Origin of the sequence: Marinobacter sp., assembly GCF_041595835.1 — a bacterium.
Classification (GTDB): domain Bacteria; phylum Pseudomonadota; class Gammaproteobacteria; order Pseudomonadales; family Oleiphilaceae; genus Marinobacter.
Map to the genome: position 1 here is coordinate 1 of NZ_JBFHJO010000030.1, position 23,493 is coordinate 23,493.

Annotated in this window: 20 protein-coding genes; 15 read left to right on the plus strand and 5 right to left on the minus strand. The window is 51.3% G+C overall.

Annotation, left to right across the window (positions count from 1 at the left end; genetic code table 11):
* The 5 genes from ABYA77_RS10445 to ABYA77_RS10465 form a co-directional block, all read left to right on the plus strand.
* On the plus strand, window positions 1–290 hold a 290-nt coding region (locus ABYA77_RS10445; protein ID WP_372965907.1), incomplete at its 5' end, for a GFA family protein.
* A gap of 91 nt (window positions 291–381) precedes the next feature.
* Window positions 382–942: a hypothetical protein gene (locus ABYA77_RS10450; RefSeq protein WP_372965908.1), complete on the plus strand. Its 561-nt coding sequence runs from the start codon at window positions 382–384 to the stop codon at window positions 940–942.
* Between the two features lie 85 nt (window positions 943–1,027).
* Window positions 1,028–1,423: an ACT domain-containing protein gene (locus ABYA77_RS10455; RefSeq protein WP_372965909.1), complete on the plus strand. Its 396-nt coding sequence runs from the start codon at window positions 1,028–1,030 to the stop codon at window positions 1,421–1,423.
* Between the two features lie 72 nt (window positions 1,424–1,495).
* The gene (locus ABYA77_RS10460) at window positions 1,496–2,827 is read left to right on the plus strand and encodes an APC family permease (protein ID WP_372965910.1); all 1,332 of its coding nucleotides are present in this window, start codon (window positions 1,496–1,498) and stop codon (window positions 2,825–2,827) included.
* Window positions 2,828–2,882: 55 nt separating this feature from the next.
* The gene (locus tag ABYA77_RS10465; protein WP_372965911.1) at window positions 2,883–4,178 is read left to right on the plus strand and encodes an APC family permease; all 1,296 of its coding nucleotides are present in this window, start codon (window positions 2,883–2,885) and stop codon (window positions 4,176–4,178) included.
* A gap of 141 nt (window positions 4,179–4,319) precedes the next feature.
* Here the strand turns inward: ABYA77_RS10465 and ABYA77_RS10470 are convergent, their stop codons facing one another.
* Window positions 4,320–4,658: a DUF805 domain-containing protein gene (locus tag ABYA77_RS10470; RefSeq protein ID WP_372965912.1), complete on the minus strand. Its 339-nt coding sequence runs from the start codon at window positions 4,656–4,658 to the stop codon at window positions 4,320–4,322.
* A 47-nt stretch (window positions 4,659–4,705) separates the two neighbouring features.
* A complete protein-coding gene (locus tag ABYA77_RS10475; RefSeq protein ID WP_372965913.1) occupies window positions 4,706–5,089 on the minus strand; it encodes a DUF4190 domain-containing protein in 384 nt (127 codons plus the stop codon).
* A gap of 439 nt (window positions 5,090–5,528) precedes the next feature.
* Here ABYA77_RS10475 and ABYA77_RS10480 point away from each other — a divergent pair, with 439 nt between their 5' ends.
* The 5 genes from ABYA77_RS10480 to ahpF all read left to right on the plus strand — a co-directional run bounded on the left by ABYA77_RS10480 (window position 5,529) and on the right by ahpF (window position 11,199).
* A complete protein-coding gene (locus ABYA77_RS10480; protein ID WP_372965914.1) occupies window positions 5,529–6,701 on the plus strand; it encodes an efflux RND transporter periplasmic adaptor subunit in 1,173 nt (390 codons plus the stop codon).
* Entirely contained in the window at window positions 6,701–7,921 is a 1,221-nt protein-coding gene (locus tag ABYA77_RS10485; RefSeq protein WP_372965915.1) for an ABC transporter permease, read from the plus strand. Before ABYA77_RS10480 ends, ABYA77_RS10485 begins: the two co-directional genes overlap by 1 nt.
* Window positions 7,914–8,636 (plus strand): ABC transporter ATP-binding protein, encoded by a 723-nt coding sequence (locus ABYA77_RS10490; RefSeq protein ID WP_372965916.1) that lies wholly within the window; start codon window positions 7,914–7,916, stop codon window positions 8,634–8,636. The genes ABYA77_RS10485 and ABYA77_RS10490 overlap by 8 nt, the downstream gene beginning before the upstream one ends.
* A gap of 206 nt (window positions 8,637–8,842) precedes the next feature.
* Window positions 8,843–9,406 carry an alkyl hydroperoxide reductase subunit C gene (gene ahpC, locus ABYA77_RS10495; protein WP_372965917.1) on the plus strand — a complete coding sequence of 188 codons (564 nt, stop codon included), beginning with the start codon at window positions 8,843–8,845 and terminating at the stop codon, window positions 9,404–9,406.
* A gap of 227 nt (window positions 9,407–9,633) precedes the next feature.
* Window positions 9,634–11,199 (plus strand): alkyl hydroperoxide reductase subunit F, encoded by a 1,566-nt coding sequence (ahpF, locus tag ABYA77_RS10500; protein ID WP_372965918.1) that lies wholly within the window; start codon window positions 9,634–9,636, stop codon window positions 11,197–11,199.
* An 82-nt stretch (window positions 11,200–11,281) separates the two neighbouring features.
* Here ahpF and ABYA77_RS10505 read toward each other — a convergent pair whose 3' ends face one another.
* Window positions 11,282–11,950: a transglutaminase family protein gene (locus ABYA77_RS10505; protein ID WP_372965919.1), complete on the minus strand. Its 669-nt coding sequence runs from the start codon at window positions 11,948–11,950 to the stop codon at window positions 11,282–11,284.
* A gap of 240 nt (window positions 11,951–12,190) precedes the next feature.
* On the opposite strand from ABYA77_RS10505, the gene ABYA77_RS10510 reads away from it, so the two are divergent.
* Both ABYA77_RS10510 and ABYA77_RS10515 read left to right on the plus strand, forming a co-directional pair.
* On the plus strand, window positions 12,191–13,669 hold the full coding sequence (locus ABYA77_RS10510; RefSeq protein ID WP_372965920.1) for a flavin-containing monooxygenase: 1,479 nt from the start codon (window positions 12,191–12,193) through the stop codon (window positions 13,667–13,669).
* Window positions 13,670–13,771: 102 nt separating this feature from the next.
* Window positions 13,772–15,079 carry a hypothetical protein gene (locus ABYA77_RS10515; RefSeq protein WP_372965921.1) on the plus strand — a complete coding sequence of 436 codons (1,308 nt, stop codon included), beginning with the start codon at window positions 13,772–13,774 and terminating at the stop codon, window positions 15,077–15,079.
* A gap of 11 nt (window positions 15,080–15,090) precedes the next feature.
* On the opposite strand, the gene ABYA77_RS10520 is transcribed toward ABYA77_RS10515, so the two are convergent.
* Window positions 15,091–15,936: a prolipoprotein diacylglyceryl transferase family protein gene (locus ABYA77_RS10520; protein WP_372965922.1), complete on the minus strand. Its 846-nt coding sequence runs from the start codon at window positions 15,934–15,936 to the stop codon at window positions 15,091–15,093.
* 342 nt (window positions 15,937–16,278) lie between these two features.
* Between ABYA77_RS10520 and ABYA77_RS10525 the strand changes: the two genes are divergently transcribed.
* From ABYA77_RS10525 to mrtJ, 3 genes are all read left to right on the plus strand, one after another.
* Complete coding sequence (locus tag ABYA77_RS10525; protein WP_372965923.1) at window positions 16,279–17,607, plus strand: DEAD/DEAH box helicase; 1,329 nt, start codon at window positions 16,279–16,281, stop codon at window positions 17,605–17,607.
* A gap of 380 nt (window positions 17,608–17,987) precedes the next feature.
* The gene (locus ABYA77_RS10530) at window positions 17,988–20,405 is read left to right on the plus strand and encodes a choice-of-anchor F family protein (protein WP_372965924.1); all 2,418 of its coding nucleotides are present in this window, start codon (window positions 17,988–17,990) and stop codon (window positions 20,403–20,405) included.
* Window positions 20,406–20,509: 104 nt separating this feature from the next.
* Window positions 20,510–20,986 (plus strand): JDVT-CTERM system glutamic-type intramembrane protease MrtJ, encoded by a 477-nt coding sequence (mrtJ, locus tag ABYA77_RS10535; RefSeq protein ID WP_372965925.1) that lies wholly within the window; start codon window positions 20,510–20,512, stop codon window positions 20,984–20,986.
* Between the two features lie 56 nt (window positions 20,987–21,042).
* Here mrtJ and ABYA77_RS10540 read toward each other — a convergent pair whose 3' ends face one another.
* On the minus strand, window positions 21,043–23,259 hold the full coding sequence (locus tag ABYA77_RS10540; protein WP_372965926.1) for a choice-of-anchor O protein: 2,217 nt from the start codon (window positions 23,257–23,259) through the stop codon (window positions 21,043–21,045).
* Window positions 23,260–23,493 lie beyond the last annotated feature (234 nt).

A 23,493-nucleotide genomic window follows, 5' to 3' on the forward strand; every position in this document is an offset into this window, starting at 1 on the left:
CGGCTCACGCGGCAAATCTATTCTCTCAGTCAGCAGAACTGGTCTGGCTGTCGGGTGAAGGTGCTGTAGCATCCTTTACGCTTCCAGGCACTCGTCATAATAAAAGTTTTTGTAAGTTGTGTGGCTCAGCATTGCCAAGCAATCAGATCGAAGGTTTGCTCGTCGTTCCCGCAGGGTGCCTGGACACTGAAATCTCTATGGTGCCAACAGCGCACATCTTTTTATCCAGCAAAGCTGCCTGGGATGGGGCGTTAGGGGAAGTGCCAGAGTTCGAGGGCCTGCCAGATTGAGCTACCATCACATAACCAGTGGCTGCCAGCAGACACACCCACGCTGCGCTCCGCTAATTCTCCAGTGGTAGATTCTCGCGAAGGCAAAAAAATGACGACTTACTTCATTTTTACCAGAAAACAACGTTCCTCAGCATTGTTACTTGTCGTTAATGCTGTAGTGGCGCTTCTTCTATACCTGGCCGCACACAAATATCTCCCTGGTTTAACGAGCGATCAAGATGCATTAACACAACTTTTTGACATTCTTGATATTGCTGTCTGGGTTGTTGAGGCTATTTTACTTGGATTGGCATTTTGGTTCTGGTTTGAAAATAAGGAAATCAGAGTTTGTGTCACGCCAACCACTTTGTCCTATTTTGACCCGACCTTCAGTGATGTGAGTTGGGAGGTCAGCATTTCAGATATCAAGGAATTAAAGCAAGTCAGTGATACAGGGCAAGAATTTTTTTCTAACCTGATCGTGCTCAAAAACGGGGAGCAGAAGCAACTCATGTATGGAAATTATCGTGGGTTTGATCGGCGAAGTTTTTTCGACGCGCTTGTATTAGCCAACCCGGATATGATTGTTCCCGAAAATATATACAGCTATAAAATACAAAGGCCTGCATGGGCTAAGCGAATTCGGAAAAAATTTGGATGGAAAGAGTGATCTTTAAAAAATAATGGTTGCCCGGGTACTGGCATTGAATGCTGGTGCACAGTGGACTTTGGTATTCGCTATATGGGGAGAAAAAATGTCCGGAACTACAGAGCTCGATGCGCTGTTGCGCTTGATGGAACCAAAATTACTAGATACAGAGTTTGTATTTTGTACAGTTTCTGGTTCGTTGGTTGATTATGTTTCTCTTGATCCGGTAGCAACATTTCTTGAGCCGGAGGGCTTAACTTTAGTCTTGGAAAAGGCGACTGCACGAAATGCTGGTCTGCAGTTTGAAGGATCATTTCGGCAAATTACTTTAACTGTCCATTCTAGTCTTGAAGCTGTAGGTTTAACCGCAGCTGTATCAACAAAGTTAGCAGAAAAAGGCATTAGCGCTAACGTTATTGCAGCGTATTATCATGATCATATATTTGTGCAATCGGCTAAGGCTGATATGGCGCTATCAGCGTTAAAAGAGCTTAGCGTATAAGATTGATAATAATTCGAAAAATATAGTTCTCGGAGCGTAGCAAAAAGTTCCTCTAACCTGTGATAGGAATAAATGATTTCTACGAATAATCAAAATAGTTCAATTCATAGAGCAAGAAGAAAATCTCTTGGTACTCCTGAGCTGATTGCTATTGCACTTGGTGGAATGGTTGGGGGTGGGATCTTCACAATTCTTGGTATTTCGGTGTCCCTGGTAGGTGTTTTTACTCCATTGGTTATTGTTATTGGTGGAGTGATAGCTTCTCTTGCGGCTTATTCTTATGTCAAACTGGGTGTCTATTATAAAGATGAAGGTGCAACTTACTCGTTTTATAAGAGAACATTCCCTGATTCTCCTTTCGCTGCTTCACTAATTGGTTGGTGGGTGATTTTTGGTTATATAAGCACGCTGGCTCTTTATGCCTATACCTTTGCATCCTATGCAATCAGTGGCTTCTATTTTTCTGATAGTGAGATGGTTAGAAAAGTTGTGGCTGGGGGCATTATTCTTATCTTTACGCTTGTCAATATCTGGAGTGTTAAAGGTATGGGTAAAATAGAGGATGTTATGGTTTATACCAAGCTGGTTATCTTGGTTGTTATATCCTTCGTTCTTATTAGTAATGGTCGTACAACTATTCCGGTTCTGATTGAAAGTGAAAACGACGTGAGTGTGTTGTCCGTTTTAATTGTAGCTTCTCTGACGTTTGTCGCTTATGAGGGGTTTCAGCTGGTTATCAATGCGGTTGATGAAATGGAAGCCCCTGAGAAGAATATTCCAAAGGCTATATATTCCTCGCTTTTTCTCGCGGTTTTGATTTATTTTATTATTTCTTTGGGCGCCATACTGGCTATACCTTTTGAATTGATTATTAAGAATAAAGAGTATGCGCTTGCCTCGGGTGCTGGTAGTGTTCTTGGTCACTGGGGGACCGACCTTGTGATACTGGGAGCGCTCTTGGCAACAAGCAGTGCAATAAGTGGTACTGTATTTGGTGCATCACGGCAGATGGCCGTTATATCAGGTGATGGTTATTTTCCTGCAATTTTGTCTAAGAGGGTTAACCATATTCCTGTTTTTTCTATTATAAGTATGGCTGCCCTGGCGTTTGCTCTTGTACTTGCCGGTAACCTTGAGGTGATACTTGAGTTCGGTAGCGTTACATTTTTGCTTGTGTCGTTGTTAATGGCGTATGCCAATTTTAAGGTTCGTGATTTAACGGGCTCGTCACTCTTTATCACTGTTATTTCTTTTTTTGCTCTTTTTGTTGGAGCTGCACTTATTTTGTATTATGAATTTATGAATCAGCCTAAGCAATTAATTTTCATTTTTGTCATATATGCATTACTAACACTGGGTTCATGGCTGTTTTCACGAAGTAAGGTGGCTCACGCTGGCAGTTGATGGCTTTGCTGAAGCTGCGGCGCGTTGGGCTTGGCTTCTATAAATAAAGGTTCGTATGCATAAATCAAAAAAGCCTATTGGTTTCTGGTCTGCGGTCTCTATGGGTGTGGGGGCGATGGTTGGCGCCGGGATATTTGCGCTGTTGGGTGAAGCCAGTGCAATATCGGGAAGTGCCGTTTATATTTCATTTTTTTTCGGCGGTATCATTGCTTTATTTAGCGGCTATTCATTGGGAAAACTAGGGGCGCGTTACCCCTCATCCGGGGGAATAATAGAATATCTTTCTCAGTCCTACGGCGTTGGTCTATTCACGGGCACGATGGGTGTCATGCTGTATTTTTCGGCAATAGTAGCATTAAGCTTGATTGCCAAAGCGTTTGGGAATTATGCGGTGACCTTTTTACCGCCGGATCAAGGCTCGGGCATATTGCATCACGTCTTTTCAGTTAGCATTATTATTTTGTTTGTTTTGATTAATCTGAAGGGTGCAAAAGATGTTGCTGTTTGGGAAAGGATTATCGTTGGTGTAAAATTTGTTGTATTAGCAGGCTTGTCTATAGCTGGAATTGTTTTTATAGATCCGGAATTGCTGTCAGCTAAGTATTATCCGGCAGCTGGCGATATATTTTATAGTTTAGCGATTACATTTTTTGCCTTTGAAGGTTTCAGGGTGATCACCAATACCGCCGAGGATATGCCTGACCCGTCGGTAACGCTCCCTAAGGCTATGATGACTGCCATCCTTCTGGTAATGGTACTTTATGTTGCTATTGCTTTTGCTGTGTTTGGCAATTTACCCGTTGAAAAAGTCATTGAAGCTAAGGACTTCGCTTTGGCAGAGGCGGCATTGCCGATATTTGGCGAGGTAGGCTTTACGATTGTGGCCATTACGGCGCTGATTGCTACTGCATCGTCAATTAATGCTAATTTATATGCCGTTACAAATGTGACTTACCAGCTGGCAAAAGAGGGTGAGCTCCCTGCGCAGTTTGGCAAACCAATAGCGCATAGCCGGGAAGGCCTGATTATAAGTGGGCTTTTAATTATTTTGTTGTCGTTGTTGTTTGATTTGTCAGAAATAGCTTCTATTGGGTCTATATCCATGTTGTTTATTCACATGATTACCCATTTTGGCCACCTGAAAATTATTACCGAAACCAATGGTTCTAAAATTTTGGTGTTTTGTGCTGCGATGCTTAGTTTAATCGCGATGGTACTGGCTCTTTTTTATGTCAGCAGAGCGTCAGGACATGTTGTGTATGTTCTTGTTGGCTTTGTCTTAACAGCATTGATCACAGAAGTTTTATTGCAGAAAATTGCCAAAAGAGAAATCAAACCAAGGATCGTGTGAATCGGGGTCTATTCCGATAGCTCCCGTGTCACCCCAGGCATTACAACGCCGTGTAGGCTGTTGCAGTGCGTGCGGGGATTGACTATGCACTGGCGCACCAGTAGCGAAGAGCAACCACCCGCCTCACTTGTTTTGTTTGGGTTAGGCGTTAACCGGCGCACCAAACTTTTGTCCGTCGGAGGACTTCTGTGCCAGGAAGACAATCAGCACTATCGTACCAATGATCGGAATGAGTGCGATCAGTTGCCACCAACCGGAGCGATCCGTGTCATGTAACCGGCGCGTGGCGTAGGCGATGCTGGGAACGAGCATGACCAGTGAAAAGATGGATGAAAGCAAGAACGTACCGATGATGCCATCAATAACGCTCAGTACGATGTAAAAAATGATGTAGAAGAGTATAAACATCCAGTACTGTTGACGGGTAGCGCGGCCGTTAAAGTTTGCGTAATTCCGAAATGCATCTAAAAAATGTTCCATATTTCTTTTTCCACTATTTATCAGTTTTAGTTAGTTATTTACTGCAGTTACATATCGACCAGCAGGCCTAGCCCTGCTAAAACTCCGATACTTGACAGCACCACTCCTGCGATTGCCATGCCTTTGCCTTTTTGTTGTACCGACAGGCTGATGATCCCCAGGGTAAGGCCTGTGCCTGCGAAGATCATCAGACCCATCACTGTGTCCATATCCCAGTATGAATCATCAAACAGCATCAATACGCAGAAAATACCTAGCACCATTGATGGCACGGGTAGCCATAGTGTGCCTGTATCCCCTGCAACCGGGGCTACTGGAGTATTCGTCGAGTAAGAAGCGGTATTCGGTACCAGACTCGAAGCACAGTGCTTACACTTGATGGCCTCTGCTTTTATTTCTTCTGCACAAAACGGGCATTGTTTGACCGACATCAAGCAACTCCTGATTGGGTGGAAAGCCAGCCTTTCATAGGCTGCCCCAGCCATTTTCAATGGCAAGGCGGATACTGAATTATTGTTAATATACAGGGGCTTCCGGATTTTTTTAAAGGCGCGGGTGTGCTGTATTTGTAAAATAATGACAAATACGAAGCCGTGGTTGATAAAAGCGTATAAAAATCAATGGCCTAATGGTTTGTTTTAAATCGTAACCGTTGCGTTTTTGTGTATGTATGCCGTGAATTTGCGTGCTACTACAAGGGCTTAAAGGCCGGTTACCAGTAAAGTGCTGGCGGTTGGTTCTGCGAGGTCAACCCTCTGCACTGCCTGGCTCTGCTGATTGTTCGTAGGGTTGCCTTACCCGCCTGTGGTCAAGCCTTTGATGCTCTGCCAGTATGCGTATTACACCGTTATTGAAACTTGGAGTCCTATCGTGCGCCCGGCCCACTATCGCTCTTGGATTATTTTGACCGTTCTGGTGCTTGCGCTGGCCTATGGGGTGTTGCGTTGGTGGCAAGGGCCACTGGTACAGGGCTATGTAGTTAGTGAGACTCCCCTGGTGCAAACGGTTGTGGGCACCGGTCGGGTTGCAACAGAATCCCGCACGCAGATCGGTAGTGAAATCACAGCGGTAGTACTGAAGACTTTGGTTCGTGAAGGTGACACGGTTGCTCCTGGCGACACGCTTGTGGTGTTGCGAGCGGATGATATTGCAGCTCAGTTGCGCCAGGCGGAGGCTGCATTGGAGGAGCTGGCCACTAACACGCGTCCTCAGGCTGAGGTGGCACTCAGGCGGGCGGCGACCCAGCTTGAGCAAGCTCAGAGAGAAACGGCGCGGCGGCGGGATTTGGCCGGGCGTTCGGTGATTTCTACCGAAGCGCTGGAGCAGGCTGAGCAAATGGAGACCCTGGCCCGCAACACCTTCGAAGCAGCCCGTTTGACGGTGAAAGCGGTTGCACCCGGCAGTGTTGAGGAGGCTGTATTACGGGAGCAGGTTGCGGCCCTGGAGGCGCAACTGGCTAAAACTGTAGTGCGCTCAGAGGTGGCAGGCACTGTGCTGACCCGCGATGTTGAGCCCGGTGATTTGGTTCAGCCAGGCCGAGTCTTGTTCACTATTGCTCTGGAAGGGAAAACGGAAATCCGCGTGCCCTTCGATGAGCGAAATCTCGCACGTCTGGCTTTGCAGCAAAATGCTATGGCCGTCACAGATGCCTATCCGGACAAGCCGTTTCCTGCCCGAGTCACTTTCATTGCACCCAGTATTGACCCCGATCGCGGCACAGTAGAAGTGAGGCTGGCTGTCGATCCAGTGCCGGATTTTCTGCGGCAGGATATGACCGTATCGGTGAATGTTGAAACCGGGCGCCGTGAGCAGGCTCTGGCGGTGCCGAATGATGCCCTTAATAAGGTGCAGAATGATCAGGCGCAGGTGTTGGTGGTGCGTGACGGTAAGGTGCAGAAACAGGCTGTCACGCTGGGTATGCGTGGCCTGGCTATGACTGAAATTCTCTCCGGTCTGAGCAGCGGTGACACCATTCTGGCCGATGCGACGGCGCCGTTGGATGATGGATCACGCGTGCGGTTCAAAGAAGTGAAGCTCAACTGATGCATGTGTTACGAACGTTATGGATTGAGTGGCAACTGGCGATAGGATTTTTGCGTGAAGGTCGCGTGCAATCGTTGATGATTATGGTAGGGGTTGCGGTGGGCGTTGCTGTGATCGTGTTTATTGCGGCGCTGATTCAGGGGCTTCAGGACAACATTATTGAACGCACACTCGGTACTCAGGCTCACATCCGGTTGTTGGCGCAGGATGAAGTTAATGTTGTGTTGCCCTCAGCACTCGGAACGGTGCAATTGGTGCAGGAAGACAAGCGTGCTCAACGCCTGCGTTCCATCAACAATTGGCAACAGATCAGCGCCACGCTGGATCAGCTGCCTGGGTTGATGGCCGTTTCGCCAGTGGTGTCCGGGCCGGCCTTTGCCCGTCGTGGTGAAGCGCTGGAATCTGTGGCGCTGATGGGTATTGATGTTGGGCGTTATCTGAACGTTATTCCATTGGGGGATTACATCGTCAATGGGCATCTGCGTGTGGGGGCTGGCGATGCCCTGATCGGCAGGTTGCTGGCTGACGACCTGGGTGTGCGCGTGGGCAGCAAGCTGCGGCTGGAAACCGGTCAGCAGAATAACACCGTAGTGAACATTGCCGGCATATTCGAACTTGGCGTGCGAGAACTGGATTCGCGTTATGTGTATCTGGATCTTAAACAGGCACAGTCGCTGCTGGATCTCCCCGGTGGGGTTACCGTTATCGATCTCACGATCACGGATATTTTTGCTGCGAATGCCATTGCTGCGCAGGTAGAGCGTTTGACGTCGTTGAATGCGGAAAGCTGGATTGAGACGAACGCACAATTGATGAACGCCCTCAGTGCACAAAGTCTGTCGACTAACATGATCATCGTGTTTGTCGCCATCTCGGTGGCCTTTGGTATTGCCAGTGTGCTGTCGGTCAGTGTGGTGCAACGAACCCGGGAAATCGGCATTCTGCGAGCCACAGGTGCCACTCGACAGCAGGTTTTGCGGGTGTTTCTGATTCAGGGTGCCGTGTTCAGTTTGTTGGGCTCGGTCTTCGGCATTGTCGCCAGTTACGTTCTGGTGTGGGGCTTCAACACCTATGGGCCGGGTTTATTTTATATTCCGGTTTCCCCGATACTGGTGGTATTGGCGATTCTTCTGGCCACCATGACGGGTGTGCTGGCGGCAGCCGTGCCTGCACGACGTGCGGCCAGCCTTGATCCCGTGGTGGCCATTCGTTATGTCTGATACTGCAAATGAAGTGATGCGTCTGGAGGCGCTGCGCAAATCGTACAATGTCGGCCTGGCCAATGAGATTGAGGTGTTGCACGGCATCGATCTGTCTATTGGGCGTACGGACTTCGCGGCGCTGATCGGCCCGTCAGGCTCAGGAAAGAGTACCTTACTGAATCTGATTGGCCTGCTGGATAAACCGAGCAGTGGTGAGCTCTATCTGCTGGGCCAGGCTACCCACGGAATGGACGATGCGGGGCGCACGGCCCTGCGGGGTAACTCTATTGGTTTTGTCTTCCAGTTCCATCACTTGATTCAGGCTTTTACCGCCATCGAAAATGTGTTGATGCCGTTAATGTTGGCGCAGGGAAAACCGGATAAATCTGCGGTACAGCGGGCCCGTGATCTGCTCGCAGAGGTAGGGTTGGAAAAACTGGCCGATAGCAAACCCAATCAACTTTCCGGAGGTCAACAGCAGCGCGTAGCCATTGCCCGGGCACTGGTCACCGAGCCGGCACTGTTGCTGGCCGACGAGCCTACCGGCAATCTGGACACCCAAACCGCGAGTGAAGTATTCGAGTTGTTTCGCCGCTTCAATCGCGAACGGGGCTGTGCCGTGCTGTTGGTGACCCATGATCCGCGGTTATCCGCGACCTGCGACCGGACCATCGATCTGGTGGATGGTCGAATTGTGAGTGATGTTGTGCATGGCAAGGCTAAACTGGCCTAAGATAAACGGCCATGAGTAAAGCAATCGTTTTGGGTTGTCCGGCGTTTTTACTTTGGTTTGGGGACTTTGTGTCCTGTTGTTGATTGGGATAGGCTTGGCCTATCTTTATCTTGGAAATAATCAATTTCACCGAGGCTTGCTTATTGGTTACTGTAGCGAGCGTAAACTCATTAACCCGCAAATGTACCAACAGGAGTTATTCTGAGATGGGTATTATTAACAGCGAAATCAAACCGTTTAACGCAACGGCCTTCAAGCAGGGTCAGTTCGTAGAAATCTCTGAAGCAGACGTAAAAGGCAAGTGGTCCGTATTCTTCTTCTATCCGGCTGACTTCACCTTCGTTTGCCCGACTGAGCTGGGTGATGTTGCAGACAAGTACGAAGAACTGCAAAAGCTGGGTGTTGAAGTGTTCTCTGTGTCTACCGACACTCACTTCACCCACAAAGCATGGCACGACAGCTCTGAAACCATCGCTAAGATCAACTACTACATGGTTGGCGATCAGAACGGCACCATCACCAATAACTTCGGTGTGATGCGTGAAGGCCAGGGCCTTGCAGACCGTGCGACCTTCCTGATTGATCCGGATGGCATTATTCAGGCTATGGAAATCACTGCTGAAGGTATCGGCCGTGATGCAGACGACCTGATGCGCAAAGTAAAAGCGGCTCAGTACGTTCGCAACCATCCCGGTGAAGTATGCCCGGCTAAGTGGAAAGAAGGCGAGGCAACTTTGGCTCCGTCTCTGGATCTGGTCGGCAAAATCTAAGTTTTGCTGTAACCGCAAAGCTTACGAAAAGGCCCGCATTGCGGGCCTTTTTCTATTGTGAGCTCAGAAGCGGAATGGATGGGTTTTGTATAGGGATTTACTATCAAATTCTTTCAGGTAATCAATTTGAGCATTTGATAGTGAGTCTTTATCTTAGAGTCATATTCAGTTTGCGATCCGTTTTTCGCGAATACCAGATTTCACCTGAGTGAAGGGGACGAACCAATATGTTAGACGCCAATATTAAGCAACAGTTGATGGCATACATGGATAAGCTGCAGCAGCCAATCGAGCTGGTGGCAGCCTATGACGACAGCCAGAAATCCCGGGAGCTGAAGGAGCTTCTGGAAGAGCTGGAGCCGATGTCAGCAAAAATCAGTCTGCGGACTGAGGAGGCTGCTGATGTGCGCCGGCCATCTTTCGCCATCAACCGGGTAGGCACGGATATTGGTGTTCGTTTTGCGGGCATTCCTATGGGCCATGAATTTACCTCATTGGTGCTGGCCCTGTTGCAGGTGGGGGGCCATCCACCCAAGGCGTCTCAGGATCTGATTGAACAGATTCAGGCGCTGGACGGTGAATTCGAGTTTGAAACCTACTTTTCCTTGTCTTGCCAGAACTGCCCTGACGTTGTGCAGGCGCTGAACCTGATGAGCGTGCTGAATCCGAAGGTGAAGAACACCTCCATCGATGGTGCTCTGTTCCAGGATGAAGTCGAGAAGCGTGAAGTGATGGCCGTGCCCAGCGTTTACCTGAACGGTGAGCCATGGGGGCAAGGCCGTATGACCCTGGAAGAAATCGTTGCCAGGCTGGATGCCAATGCCGGTGCTAAAGAAGCCGAGAAGCTGAACCAGAAAGATGCCTTTGATGTATTGGTGATCGGTGGTGGCCCGGCGGGATCTGCAGCGGCGATTTATGCTGCGCGTAAAGGCATTGCGACAGCTATTGCGGCTGAGCGTTTCGGGGGGCAGGTGGGTGATACCATGGCCATCGAAAACCTGATTTCTGTGCCTTATACCGAAGGCCCGAAGCTGGTGGCTGCCATGGAGCAGCACGTAAATGAATACGATGTGGATATTATGAATCTACAGCGTGCCGAGAAGCTGATCCCGGCGGAAAACGCCGGCGGCCTGCACGAAGTACGCCTGGCTAATGGTGCCTCGCTGAAGTCCAGAACCGTGATTTTGTCGACCGGTGCTCGCTGGCGTCAGATGGGGGTTCCGGGTGAGGAAGAGTACCGAAACAAGGGCGTGGCTTACTGCCCGCACTGTGACGGCCCTCTGTTCAAAGGTAAGCGAGTCGCGGTGATAGGTGGTGGTAACTCCGGTGTGGAAGCGGCCATTGATCTGGCTGGTCTGGTAGCTCACGTTACTTTGATCGAGTTCGGTGACCAGATGCGTGCAGATGAAGTGTTGCAGAAGAAGCTTCGCAGTCTGAACAACGTGACAATTGTGACTTCGGCTCAGACGACCGAGATTGTTGGTGAAAACGGTAAGGTCAGCGGTCTGAACTATAAAGACCGGACCACCGGTGAGCTGCATCACGTCGAGCTGGAAGGTGTGTTTGTTCAGATTGGCCTGGTTCCGAATACCGAGTGGCTGAAAGGTGATATCGAGCTGAGCCAGCATGGTGAGATCATCGTCAATGATCGTAACGAAACGTCCATCCCTGGCGTATTTGCTGCCGGTGATGCTACTACTGTGCCTTATAAGCAGATTGTGATTTCAATGGGTGAGGGTGCCAAAGCCGCATTGAGCGCCTTTGATTTCCTGATCCGCAACTCGGCCGAGTAAGGTGATAAAGCCAGCCTGAGCAGTTTCAGGCTGACCCAAAAAAAACCGGTACCACAGAGCGTGGCTACCGGTTTTTTTGGGGTTAACGGCCGGTGACATCCCGCTCAAGGCTGTTGTTCGTTTTGTGAGCTGCTTCGGCCTGTCTGAACAGGTGACCGTAAGCAGCCATCAGGCCTTCCAGAATAAATTCGTGAGGCACGTCGTCGAACACGCCGTGGTTTTTGATGTATTCCATATGAGCTGCACCGGACTCGGTGTATTCCTGAAAAATGGAATCGTGCTCACCATCAAACTCCAGTACATCCACCTTCATCAGTTTGCACAGTTTCTTGTTGAACGCCGGGGTTGCTTTGACCCACTGGCCGTTCAGGTACAATTCGATAAAACCGTGCATCCGGAAAACATCAGACTGCAGCCACTCGATCAGCCTGGGGCTGGACAAATGGTTGCGTACATCAGCCAGCCCCAGGCGGCTGGGGATGCCAATGGCGCGGGCCACTGCGCCCAGTAGTACGGCTTTGGGTATGCAGTAGCTTTCTCCGGCCTGCAGTGCATAGCTGGCGCTGAAGGTTCGGGGGTCGGGGCTGAACACGTATGGGTTGTAGCTGATGCCGTCCCGAACCGCCAGATACAGTGTCTTGATCTGTTCAACCGGGCTCTCTGGCACACCGGCAAGCTGCTGAGTGATCCATGCCTGCACTTCAGGTGTGTCGTAATCAAAAAAAGCGGTAGGCTTCAGATAAGCTTCCATAGAGGTCGTCCGGGGTTAGCGTTTCGAATTCTGATCTTCCCGCAGTTAGCAAGCCGGGAGCAATGACATTTTCCGCCAAACTTATTGTCTAATATAAATGAACGGGTTCTCTCATATTCCGGAACACCGGTTTTGGCTGTGAATGCTCTGTAATATGGAAAGGCTGGCCAATTGCAAGGTCAGGCAGAGCGCGTACCGTAGTGGTCATCAATAACAAAGATAAGCCCGGGAGTAATGCGGATGAGCAACCAACACTATGATGTATTGATTGTCGGGGCCGGTGTTTCCGGTATCGGTATGGCGTGTCACCTGAAGCAGGCATGCCCGACCAAGCGTTTCGCTATTCTGGAACGCCGGCAATCCCTTGGTGGTACCTGGGATCTTTTCCGCTACCCCGGCATCCGGTCTGATTCAGATATGTTCACCTTCGGCTACAAATTCAGGCCCTGGACTGGCGCCAAGGTGTTGGCCGATGGCGCTTCTATTAAGCAGTACCTGATTGATACGGCCGAAGAGAAAGAGGTTGAAAAGCACATTCGTTACGGCCTGGCGGTGAAAACGGCCGACTGGTCCAGCGCTGAGCGATGCTGGACGTTGAAAGCCATAAATGAACAAAGCGGCGAAACGGAAACCTTCACCGCCAACTTTATGGTGGGTTGCACGGGATACTACAACTACGATCAGGGGTATAAGCCTGATTTTCCTGGTGAAGAAGAGTTCAAGGGCGACGTGGTGCACCCGCAGCACTGGCCTGAAAACCTGGATTACACCGGTAAGAAAGTAGTGGTGATAGGCAGTGGTGCTACCGCAATTACGTTGGTGCCGACCATGGCGGAGAAGGCGAAGCATGTCACTATGTTACAACGCTCGCCTTCCTACCTTATGCCGCTGCCTTCTACGGACAAAATTACCCTCGTGATGCAAAAGTTTCTGCCTGAGAAACTGTCATATAAGCTGACCCGGGCAAGAAATATTTTCATCTCTCGGCTGCTGTATCAGCGCTCTCGCAAAAGCCCGGAGGCCATGCGCAGGTTTTTCCTCTGGATTGTTGAGCGTCAGCTCAAGGGCAAAGCTGATATGCGCCATTTTACTCCGGACTATAACCCCTGGGATCAGCGCCTGTGTGTGGTGAAAGACGGTGATTTGTTCGAAGCCATTAAAGCGGGTACTGCCTCGGTCAAGACGGATCATATTGAGCGATTTACCGAAACCGGCATTCGCCTGAAATCGGGTGAAGAACTGGAGGCTGACATTATCATTCCGGCCACAGGCCTGAATATTCAGATGCTTGGCGGTATTAAACCGACGGTTGATGGGCAGGAAGTGATTCTGAAGGACAAGGTCGTTTACAAAAGTGTGATGGTGGAAGGCGTCCCCAATGCCGGAATGATTTTTGGTTACACCAATAACCCGTGGACACTGAAAGTCGACATTGCGAGTGAATACCTGTGCCGGTTACTGAATTATATGGACAACCATGGACACCAGGTGGCGGTGCCACGGGATACTGAGAACAGCCGGGGCGAAGACACCGTTATGGGCTCACTGGACTCGGGTTATATAAAACGGGCCGAAGACACCCTGCCCCGTCAGGGCACTCACGGCCCCTGGGTGGCAGTTCAGGATTATCGTAAGGATATCAAGGTCCTGTGCTCGGATGCGATTGCAGATGGTTATCTTGAGTTTGACGGCCAGCACGGGCTCGCCGCTCCGGCCTAGAGTTCCTGGCGTCGCGGCGGGTGTTATCATAATTGCGGATAGGCAGGGCTCTTTAGCATCCTTACGATACCGGTTTCCCGTATTTCGACTAAGGATGCCGCCTTGCCCTCCGGATTACGTTCGGCTTTTTCCTATCTTGCTCTGACAGCGGCAGTGTTTTCGTTGCTGCCGGGTATGCCGCTGCTTGGTGCTGTGGCGGCCGGCGTGGCCGTGCTTCTGGGCTGGCAGGATATGCGTAATGTGCCAAGAGTGGTGTTTGCCGTTGCGTTGGTCATGCTGGTTTTTGCCCTGGGGTATGATCCGGCGCTGATTGTAACGGCTGCCGGAAACATGACTCGCCTGACCGGTCTGATGCTGGCGGTGATGTTGTTGTCGAACGTACTGGCCCGTACCCGGGACCTCCAGCAGATCTCATCCAGTTTGTTTGGTGGCAAGCCACTCACCCGCTATCTGAGCCTGGCCTTTGGGACATCTCTGGTTTCCGTGCCCCTGAATTTTGGCTCGGTGGCGGTGGTCGGTAGTCTGGTGGGGGAGCGTATACGGCGCAATGGTGATTCACCGGCTACCCGTAATGCCACACGAGCGGTGCTGCGTGGCTTCGGTGTGGCGCCAACCTTCTCGCCTTTGTCCATTTCAGTGGTACTCACACTGACTTTGTTGCCACAGGTAAGTCTGATCTCATTGCTGTTGCTGGCCGTACCGTTTTCTGTCTTTATGGTGCTGGCGGGCTTGCGCTGGCGCGAGCCGGAGTCAGCAGATATTTCTGATGAGGATGACTCCCGTGCCGGTGCCGCCAGTTGGCTGCGATTTGGCGGGCTGATTCTGGCGGTTTGTGTGGGGGTGCTCTGGCTCAGCCATCAGTTTGGGTTGAGTTATGCTCATGCGGTGGCCTTAAGCTGTCTGGGCGCTGTGCTGCTGTATCGGGTGTCGGGCTGGCTAAAAGGCCAGAATCCACCGCTGACCAGCATGGCTCATGTCAGTAATGAATTGGCTATTGTGGGTGGGTCTGCGTTTATCGGAGCCGTGCTCAGCGGGGTGGTATTGGGCCAGATCAGTGGTCAGCCGGAAATGCCGGTGTGGCTATGGGCCCTGATGGCTGCCGGTGTGCCCTGGCTGTTTTTTATGGCAGGGCTGGCAGGTATGAACCCGATTATTATTGCCACTCTGGTGGGGGGGATTCTAGGCTCCCTTTGGCCGACCGCAGCCCAGCTTGGGCTAGCCATTGCCATGGTGACCGGCTGGGGTATTACGGCATTTGGTACACCCTTTGCCGCTAATGCCCTCATTATGGAGCGCCTGACGGGGTATCGTGCCCGGGATGCTTCTTTCCGGTGGGGGCTGGCCTTATCGCTTTCCGGGCTGAGTGCGGCCAGCTTGCTGGCTATGAGTGTGACCTTCTGGCTGGCCTGACCTGCTCCCCGTTAAGGTTTGGGCCCTATAGCGGGCGGATTGAGAAAACCTGCATCAAACCGCTCCAGACTCCGGGCCAGGCTGGCGTGGGACAGTTCACCCATGTGGGTATCCACCAGTGTCCCCTGTGCATTGTAGAACAGGGTCGTGGGTAAGCCGTGACTGCCAACAACCCGGCCAAAACTACCCGCACGGTCGCTGACTACGTGACGGAGGTTCAGGTTGTGTTCCAGCAAGAACTTGCGGATGGTTTCCGGGTGCTCACCCTGGTTGGCAAACACAAAGTTGATGCCTGAGTAACGCTGCTGGGCTTCTTCCAATACCGGCATTTCACGGATACAAGGTGGGCACCAGGTGGCCCACAGGTTTATAACGGTGGGTTTGTCCTGGGCGATGTTTTGTAAGTTAACCGGCGCCTCACTCAGGTCTGTCAGTGCCACTTCGGGCAAGCCTTGAATCTGTTGGTTGATCAGGCTGATGATTCCCGTGGTAAATCCCCAGGTTATCAGGCCTGCGGCCATGGCGGAGCCCAGTGCATGGCGTATGTGGGTACGCTTCCACATCAGGTAGCCGGCGAAAGTCAGGGCCGCAATCAGGCCGGTCACCATATCAAAGCCGCCATCACGGATATCGATGATGCCCAGCCAGTCATTTTGGTAATGCTCGAAGTAACGGACGACGAAGCCAAGGCGCGCACTGGCCAGGGCCACCAGGAAAATGTCCGCCAGGGTGCCGGATACCGGTGTTTGTTGTTTGCGCCCGGTGAGGCCTCCTACGAGCAGAGCAATGATAAAGGCCAGCACCAGCAGCAGGTGCCCGATAGATAAGCTGACAGGGCCAACGCCTACGCTGAGCATGGGGTCTCCAGTATTTTGTTTGTGACAGAGGGTCTGGCCGCTAGTGACCGGAGACGTGCACGGGAGTTCCATGAGGAGGGCGAATAGGACGGTTGCTCATTATAACCACCTATGGCTATTTCACGGATGCTCTGTTACTGTGCCTGCATCCTGCCTCTAGGGACTCCGCAGTTTCTGGCTTTTGCCACTTTGCGAACTATCCATACGACCTGTCAGAGGACGTCACCCCATCTTCGGCGCGTGACTGTAGTCGTCTATTATCCCATGAATTTTCATGGCATCTGCCCGCATTCGCCGACGACGGTGTTCGTGGAGGCAGAAATAATCAAGAGTACACCTTATATGAGTTTTTCTTCCCTCGGTTTGTCCGAGCAGCTGGTTCGTGCCACCTCCGATCAGGGTTATGAAACCCCGTCTCCCATTCAGCTTCAGGCGATTCCTGCAGTTCTGTCGGGTAAAGATGTCATGGCCGCGGCCCAGACTGGTACCGGTAAAACCGCCGGCTTTACTTTGCCCCTTTTGCAACGTCTGGCTGAAAAGCCACGTGCCGGCAAAGGCCCTCGTGCGCTGATTCTGACGCCCACCCGGGAGCTGGCCGCTCAGGTTCACGATAGCGTGAATCTCTACAGCAAATACGTTCCTACCAAGGCCGCAGTGGTGTTTGGTGGTGTGAAAATTAACCCGCAGATGATGAAGCTGCGTAAAGGCGTAGACGTTCTGGTAGCGACACCGGGCCGTCTGATGGATCTTTATCAGCAAAATGCTGTGCGCTTCAACGAAGTGGAAATTCTGGTACTGGACGAAGCCGACCGGATGCTGGATATGGGTTTCATTCGTGACATTCGTAAGATCCTTGCGTTGTTGCCGGCCAAACGTCAGAACCTGTTGTTTTCTGCGACCTTCTCTAATGAGATCCGCACTCTGGCACAAGGCCTGTTGAACAACCCGGTACAGGTGGAAGTGGCTGCCCGTAATACTTCGGCTGAGAGTATTGTTCAGTCTGTGTACCCGGTGGATCAGAGCCAGAAAACCGCTCTGTTAAGCAAGCTTGTACGAGAGAATGGCTGGGAACAGGTGCTGGTGTTTACCCGCACCAAGCACGGAGCTAACCGCCTGACTCAGAAACTGGAAAAAGATGGCATTACAGCCGCAGCTATTCACGGTAACAAATCTCAGGGCGCCCGTACGCGTGCACTGGCTGATTTCAAAGCTGGCGAAGTGCGTGTGTTGGTTGCAACTGACATTGCCGCTCGTGGTCTGGATATCAAGCAGTTGCCACAAGTGGTGAATTTTGAGCTGCCTAATGTACCGGAAGACTATGTGCACCGAATTGGCCGTACCGGTCGTGCCGGTGAGAAAGGTCATGCCTTGTCATTGGTGAGTGCGGATGAAGGTAAGATGCTGGCCGGTATTGAAAGGCTGATTAAAAAGCAGCTGCCGCGTAAGGAAATTGAAGGCTTTGAGCCTAAAAATAACCTGCCGCTGAAGCCGAAAGCCAAGGCAGATCCGAGCAAAGCTCGTAGTCGTCGTCCGCAAGGTTCCGGTAATGGCCGGCCGGATGGCAAGCCTCGCAGCTTTGGCGATAAGCCTGGCGGGCGCAGCGGTGCCCGGGGTCAGGGTGGTAATGGCCAGCGTGGACGGTCTGGTCAGCGCCAGGCCCAGAGTGCCTGAAGCTTTGTAGATATCAGTTAATGCAAAAAATGCGGAGCTTTGGCTCCGCATTTTTTTTGCCGGAAATAATTTTCAGCACAATCCTTGATAGATATCAAAATGCGACAATTTGACGCAGTGGAATGGCTGGTTATAGGAGTACTATTCAGCCGAATGTTACAAAGTAGTAAGGGAAAATACGGACGACTGGTTAGCCTTTTCTCCGCTGTTTGCGCCACGGTTGAATAGCGGGAAGGGGAGTTGGTTGCATAGAAATTGATAAAAAAAACGTTTTAAAAATTACGGTAAGAATCGAATTTTCTGAATCAAAACTGCTGATCAACGTTGAGGGGAAGTTGAAGAGCTTTACATTAAATGCAGTATTCACAGGAAGTACATCCATGCGCAGTAAACAGCATCGTTATCAGACGTTTTCGTTCATGCGGGGGCTTAAACCCTCTGCTCGTCAGAAATCACAAGCATTTTTCGCCGGCTTTATTCTCGCTGGTTCTCTGTCCGGGGCCGCAGTAGCCCAGGAGTCCATTCCCAACACATACACGGATGTTTCTGTTCCGCAGCTAACCGGCTGGAACCAGGTCAATGCCTATACGGTTGATGACACTGTAGACGGTTTTAGCGGAGCCACTGCGAAAACCTATATTTATACCGATGAGGCTGCCAAAGCTGATGTAGCCGCCGGCTTGGTGCCGTGGGAGACCAATAGTCCCGCCCAAGTCTATTGGGAGTTAGACAACGGCAGTGGCCGGGCACCAGGTATTCAGACTGTCACGGATGATTTCGACTTCCCTACAAATAACTGCATCATGGCTTCCGGGGAGATATTCAATAAGGAACTGAATGCTGTTGTTCCTAAGACCTGTAGCGATGGTGAGGGCAGTTCCAAGCGTTACTTCCTCGAAATTGTCGAGGCAGATGTACCTGTCGATATGGTTTTCGATGTTGGCATGAAAGACATCCGTTATAAGGGACTGAAAAGTGATGATGGCGGTGAGGAGCTAAACGCTTTCCGTGAAGAGTTTGGAATTGGCCGCATCTACCGTGTTATTCAAAAAGTGATCAACAACTCTGATGAGCGTTGGTTAGGTATTGAGTTGGAGCTGGGACACGGGGTAGGAGATGAGTTTATACCGTTCGACTTTGCTACGGACGGTGTTGCGTTTGAGCTGCGCAATGAAGTTCCTCGTGAGTTCTTTGAAGGTGAGACCGGTGCTCCGGCTATCTCTGTCTGGAATCCGGAACGCTTCTCTACCTTCTCGCCGAAAGCGTTTGATGATGGCGCTCGGGATCGGTTTGATCCTGGTTTCTTCTCTAACCAGGCTGCCGGTTTGTTCCCTCCTCAGGATGTAGGTACTGATCCCGAGAAGACAACGCGAATCTTCAGTGGGGGCGATTTCAGCGGCAGAATTACAGCTTATGGCGCGATCACACCAAACTTTTTCAGCATGGCTGAGTCTGAAGATGCGGCTTTAGGTACTTCTTTCAGCGCTCAGGGCATATTCGGATACATGTTATCTGACTCATTAGCGCCATTCACTATCGCCCGATACAACGAAGGTATCCCTGGGGGCGAATCGGATGCGCTTGAAGCTTGGTGGGATGGCAGCAACTGGCGTTATGGACAGGCCGGTGGTGAAGAAGAGGGTGTTGGTTCTGTTGCCCCTTTTGGCATTGTGGGTGATGACCAGTTAGAAGCATGGGCCGAGAAGCTGTTGGGTACGCCTACAACCGCCGATGATAAAGTGCGTTACGACTCGATTCTGGCCGATGACCTGGCTACTCAGAATATGGATGTCTTTATCTATATTGGTGACGGTATTCTGGATGAAAGTGGTCATCCCAAGTACGAAAACATCACTTTGCGCGTAACCGGTATTTCGACACGTGCGAGAGGGCTTGAGGGTAGTCGTGGTAACAATATTCCGGCTTGGGTTGACGGTGGCGCTGGCAGCAAGGCACCTCTGCTGGTCACATACAGGGCCCCGAGACCGAACCCGGAGGCTCTGGATGACTCAGCGACTGCCATTGGGGTTTTCCCGGTGGAGGTCAATCTTCTGAAGAACGATCTGCTTAACAAAGCGCTCCTGAGCCAGCGTATCGCCAATGGTGATGTCTCTGCAGTATTTGCAGTTGATACGAACCCAGTGAACGGATCGGTCAGTATTGATGGGGATGGCGTGGCAACCTACACAGCCGATGAGGGATTCACAGGCCAAGATACTTTCACCTATAAGGTGACGGTTACCGATAGCAAGGTCGATGACGATGATTACGATACAAACCCTGTTTCAAACATCGCGACCGTCACTATTGACGTTGTTTCATACCCCGGGGCTGATGCGCCAACCGCTGAAAATGATTCTGCCGTAACGTTTATTAATTCGGCGGTAACGATTGATGTTCTGGACAACGACAACTTGCCGATGGGCACCGCAACCGTATCTGTCCCTGCCTCTAAGGATGCGGGAGGTCCGGTATTTGGTACTGTGACTGTTGCCGACAATAAGGTGGTCTATACCCCTGCGCAGAACCTGACGTTTGATGATGAGCCAACGAAAGTCGATCGTTTCATCTATACGGTTGAGGTGAATGGAAAGAAAAGCGCAGCGCTCATCACAGTGAGAATCGATGATCTGAGTGTCGAGGAGTCGCCTGAGACTGACAGCAATAAAGGCGGTGGGACGCTCTTCGGTTGTAGCTACAATCCGGGATCGCCGTTTGACCCGACCTTGCCTCTGGTCGTGCTGGCGGCAATGGGTGGGTTGGTTATCCGTAACAGACGGAAGCAAACTCTGCACTAAGTCTATTCGTGTATGATCAGAAACCCCGGCAAATGCCGGGGTTTTTTTATGCAGATCCACTAGTATTCAACGATTAACGCTTTGCAGCACAGGTTATCGCACCCATGCACGAACGTGTTTCGCTCAAACAACTGTTGGGGTTAACTCGCCCTGAGGGGCTGTTCACGGGTTGGCCATTTGGACTGGTATTAATCATTGGCTGCGGCTTGAGTGTGGTGGTTGGAGCCTGGGCTGGCGGGGGTGCCTGGCAGGGAGAAGGCTGGATGCCAGTCGCTTCCCTGATTCTATGGGCCCCGATTGTCGAGGAAGTGGCTTTTCGGGGCGTAGTCCAGGGTTATCTGGGTGACACCAGGTTAGGCCGACGACAACGGGCAGGCCTTTCGGTCGCCAATCTGCTTGCGGCATTTATGTTTACGGTCTGGCATCTGGTTTACCGCACCGACTTGTTAGCGTGGCTGGTTTTTATACCCGCGCTGGTGTTTGGTTACTTCCGGGACCGGACCGGGTCAGTGCTGCCTTGTGTGATTCTTCATGCGGCCTGGAATGCGGCGTTGTTTCCGGGGTGGTATCTGTTTTCGTGAACTCTTTAAAAAAACCGGCTCTGATATCAGAGCCGGTTTTTGGGGTGCCGGCGGATTTATGACCGGGCGTTTATTTTCCGTACGGTCAGCCCGCCTATAGCCAGAGCGGTGAGCAGGAACAGAGTTGGGTCAAATGGCGCTCCCGGATTGTAGCTACAACCCATGAGCGTATCGCCACCATCACTTGTGTCTGTATTCTCATCTGTCAGATCAACGACCTCAGATTCCCGGTACATTGCATGGGTCTGGTTACCCTCAATCTGATTCCAGACTGCGAACAGTCGATTACCGGCTGGAGTCATGCGGATTTGCGACTCGAAAGTTTCCACGCCATCCGCCTCGCCCGCAAAGGGCACAACCGGCGTGGTATAAGCCCCGTTGTTCTCGACGCGGGCAGCGTAGAGATCAAGCTCACTGGTCGGATTATTGCTCCATGCAGAGACGTTGGTCTGTTTACCCCAGGCAAGGTAGAACTTGCTTTTGTCCTGACATTCTTCGGGGTCTGTGGGGCATTTCTCGGCATTGGTTCCCGGGGTGCCAACCAAACGGGGCTCACGTACGTTGATGGTCGTATCGGTTTCGTTGCTCTTGTTTTCTGGGGCAGACCAAGTGCCGTTAGCACCGTCATAGTGGCGCAGGTAGAAGTTGTAGTTTTTTGTGTTGGTGTAAAGCAGTTCTGCCAACACAGGTGTATAGGTGTAGCCGATATAAAGATTGTCGCCCCGTAGCAACCCGCGGTGTGCGTTGGCGCTTTCTTCCACTATCTGGTTTGTGTCATCAGACAGGGTCGAGTTGGCGATGTCCGCATCGGTTGTCGCTTGGGCAACGTCTGCCCGGCTGCTCATGTTCAGTGCGGGCTCATTGTTCAGAGCACTGGCAGAGGCATAGTCCGAAACAGCGCAATTGGCGTCAACAGCCGGTACCATTTCAGCGGGCGAGAAGCCGTTACCACCATTTACGATGCCTTTACGTAACATGATGTCTGAGGGCCCGCCCTGGGTGAACTCACCTTCTTTCCAGAAAATGCCAAGTCGCATCTTGCTGACCGGTCCGGCTTCTTTCTGCGGAACGAAGCGCACACGGCGGGCGTTCAGTAATGGGTTACTGATGATGCAGCCTGCTTCTATGGCAGGGTTGTTCCAGTCGAAGGTGTGGTAGCGGACATATTTACCCTCATCCAGACCATCAGAGCCTTTGGTCTCTTCGTAGGCAAGGATGACCTGAGGCGTGTTATCGAGAGAGCCGAACTGCAACGCAAGGTTTGCCCGGGATGCACCAGCTTTGCCTCCTTCAATAAAAGCTGAGCCTTCGGGGCTTTGGCCGCCATTGGATGTACTGATGTCGACGCCGTTACTGTCTTTAATGGCGTCGAAATTACCAGCGGCTTCTTGTCCTTCTATGTAGTTATCGGTAACGCGAACGGGGGCTGTCCAGATACCCTTATCACTTTCTGTCCAGCTTTTAAGTGCATAGCTATACCAGATATCGGTTCCATGACTGGTGTTTGCACCGGATGCACCATCACCCGGGCCTTCGGCTTCACCCCGTTGCAGGCCGCGGGGGTCTTCCTGCCAGGTGAGAGCCCATTCGCCACTTGCAAGACCACGGTTCACGTCCTGCTTGGCATCGCGTTCACCACTTGACAGTTGCACGGCTTCTGACCAGGTTGTGCCGTTATTATCACTGGTCACTGCATAGGTGCAGCTGAAAGGGATTTCGCGGTTTTCCAGAGATCGGTAACTGACCATGCGCTGGGCCGTTGGCTGGCCTGCCTCACCTTCACAATATTTATCGACCCAGGAAACAACAATACGGGAGCCTGTGTTAAAGATATTGGGTTTGTCTGAATCGCCCGGGAAAGGTTTGGCCTCTCTGGTGGTACTTTCAACTTCGCCTTCTGCATTAATGGTGATGGTGTAACCATCCCAGTCGGTATCAATGGAAGACTTAGCGGCGGTGTTAGAAAGGTTTACTTCGTCTGACCAACTGCTTGCCTGGCCGCAATCAGCATCACAATACCGGGCAAAAATATCTCTTGCCGGGCGCGTGTCCTGTGCTTTGACGTCGTAAACTGTGTGGTCGTTCGGGTCGAGATAGTCTCCATATACGGAAACCAGTCGGCCGTTGGTCATTCGGACTATCTTGGTTTTATTTGCTCCACCGTTGCTGTTCAGCTTAACCGTGTCGCTAAAGCTCAACCCGGTTGCTGCCCATGCCGAACCCTGGCAAGCCATCACTGCTAAAATCGCTGTAGATAGTACCTTTTGTTTCATATAACACCCCTATGAGATCCCTTACGCTGCGTGGTCAGGGAGCGTGGGATTAGATTCGCTTCCTATCTAATACTTTTACGCTGCATTAAGGGGTCTTACAAAGCGTTAATTTTCAGATGCAGCTGGAGATGGATAGGGCAAAGGCCAGATGGGCGTTCTCATCCTTTTGAAAAGACAAGCAATATTCGGGGGATTGTATGTCTGTTCAGATGGGTGGTATGCGACGATATGTCG

What these genes read in the sequence shown, in the direction of transcription:
- ABYA77_RS10450 (WP_372965908.1), top strand. Translation starts at nt 382, where the DNA reads ATGACGACTTACTTCATTTTTACCAGAAAACAACGTTCCTCAGCATTG.
- ABYA77_RS10455 (WP_372965909.1), top strand. Translation starts at nt 1,028, where the DNA reads ATGTCCGGAACTACAGAGCTCGATGCGCTGTTGCGCTTGATGGAACCA.
- ABYA77_RS10460 (WP_372965910.1), top strand. Translation starts at nt 1,496, where the DNA reads ATGATTTCTACGAATAATCAAAATAGTTCAATTCATAGAGCAAGAAGA.
- ABYA77_RS10465 (WP_372965911.1), top strand. Translation starts at nt 2,883, where the DNA reads ATGCATAAATCAAAAAAGCCTATTGGTTTCTGGTCTGCGGTCTCTATG.
- ABYA77_RS10470 (WP_372965912.1), bottom strand. Translation starts at nt 4,658, where the DNA reads ATGGAACATTTTTTAGATGCATTTCGGAATTACGCAAACTTTAACGGC.
- ABYA77_RS10475 (WP_372965913.1), bottom strand. Translation starts at nt 5,089, where the DNA reads ATGTCGGTCAAACAATGCCCGTTTTGTGCAGAAGAAATAAAAGCAGAG.
- ABYA77_RS10485 (WP_372965915.1), top strand. Translation starts at nt 6,701, where the DNA reads ATGCATGTGTTACGAACGTTATGGATTGAGTGGCAACTGGCGATAGGA.
- ABYA77_RS10490 (WP_372965916.1), top strand. Translation starts at nt 7,914, where the DNA reads ATGTCTGATACTGCAAATGAAGTGATGCGTCTGGAGGCGCTGCGCAAA.
- ahpC (WP_372965917.1), top strand. Translation starts at nt 8,843, where the DNA reads ATGGGTATTATTAACAGCGAAATCAAACCGTTTAACGCAACGGCCTTC.
- ahpF (WP_372965918.1), top strand. Translation starts at nt 9,634, where the DNA reads ATGTTAGACGCCAATATTAAGCAACAGTTGATGGCATACATGGATAAG.
- ABYA77_RS10505 (WP_372965919.1), bottom strand. Translation starts at nt 11,950, where the DNA reads ATGGAAGCTTATCTGAAGCCTACCGCTTTTTTTGATTACGACACACCT.
- ABYA77_RS10510 (WP_372965920.1), top strand. Translation starts at nt 12,191, where the DNA reads ATGAGCAACCAACACTATGATGTATTGATTGTCGGGGCCGGTGTTTCC.
- ABYA77_RS10520 (WP_372965922.1), bottom strand. Translation starts at nt 15,936, where the DNA reads ATGCTCAGCGTAGGCGTTGGCCCTGTCAGCTTATCTATCGGGCACCTG.
- ABYA77_RS10525 (WP_372965923.1), top strand. Translation starts at nt 16,279, where the DNA reads ATGAGTTTTTCTTCCCTCGGTTTGTCCGAGCAGCTGGTTCGTGCCACC.
- ABYA77_RS10530 (WP_372965924.1), top strand. Translation starts at nt 17,988, where the DNA reads ATGCGCAGTAAACAGCATCGTTATCAGACGTTTTCGTTCATGCGGGGG.
- mrtJ (WP_372965925.1), top strand. Translation starts at nt 20,510, where the DNA reads ATGCACGAACGTGTTTCGCTCAAACAACTGTTGGGGTTAACTCGCCCT.
- ABYA77_RS10540 (WP_372965926.1), bottom strand. Translation starts at nt 23,259, where the DNA reads ATGAAACAAAAGGTACTATCTACAGCGATTTTAGCAGTGATGGCTTGC.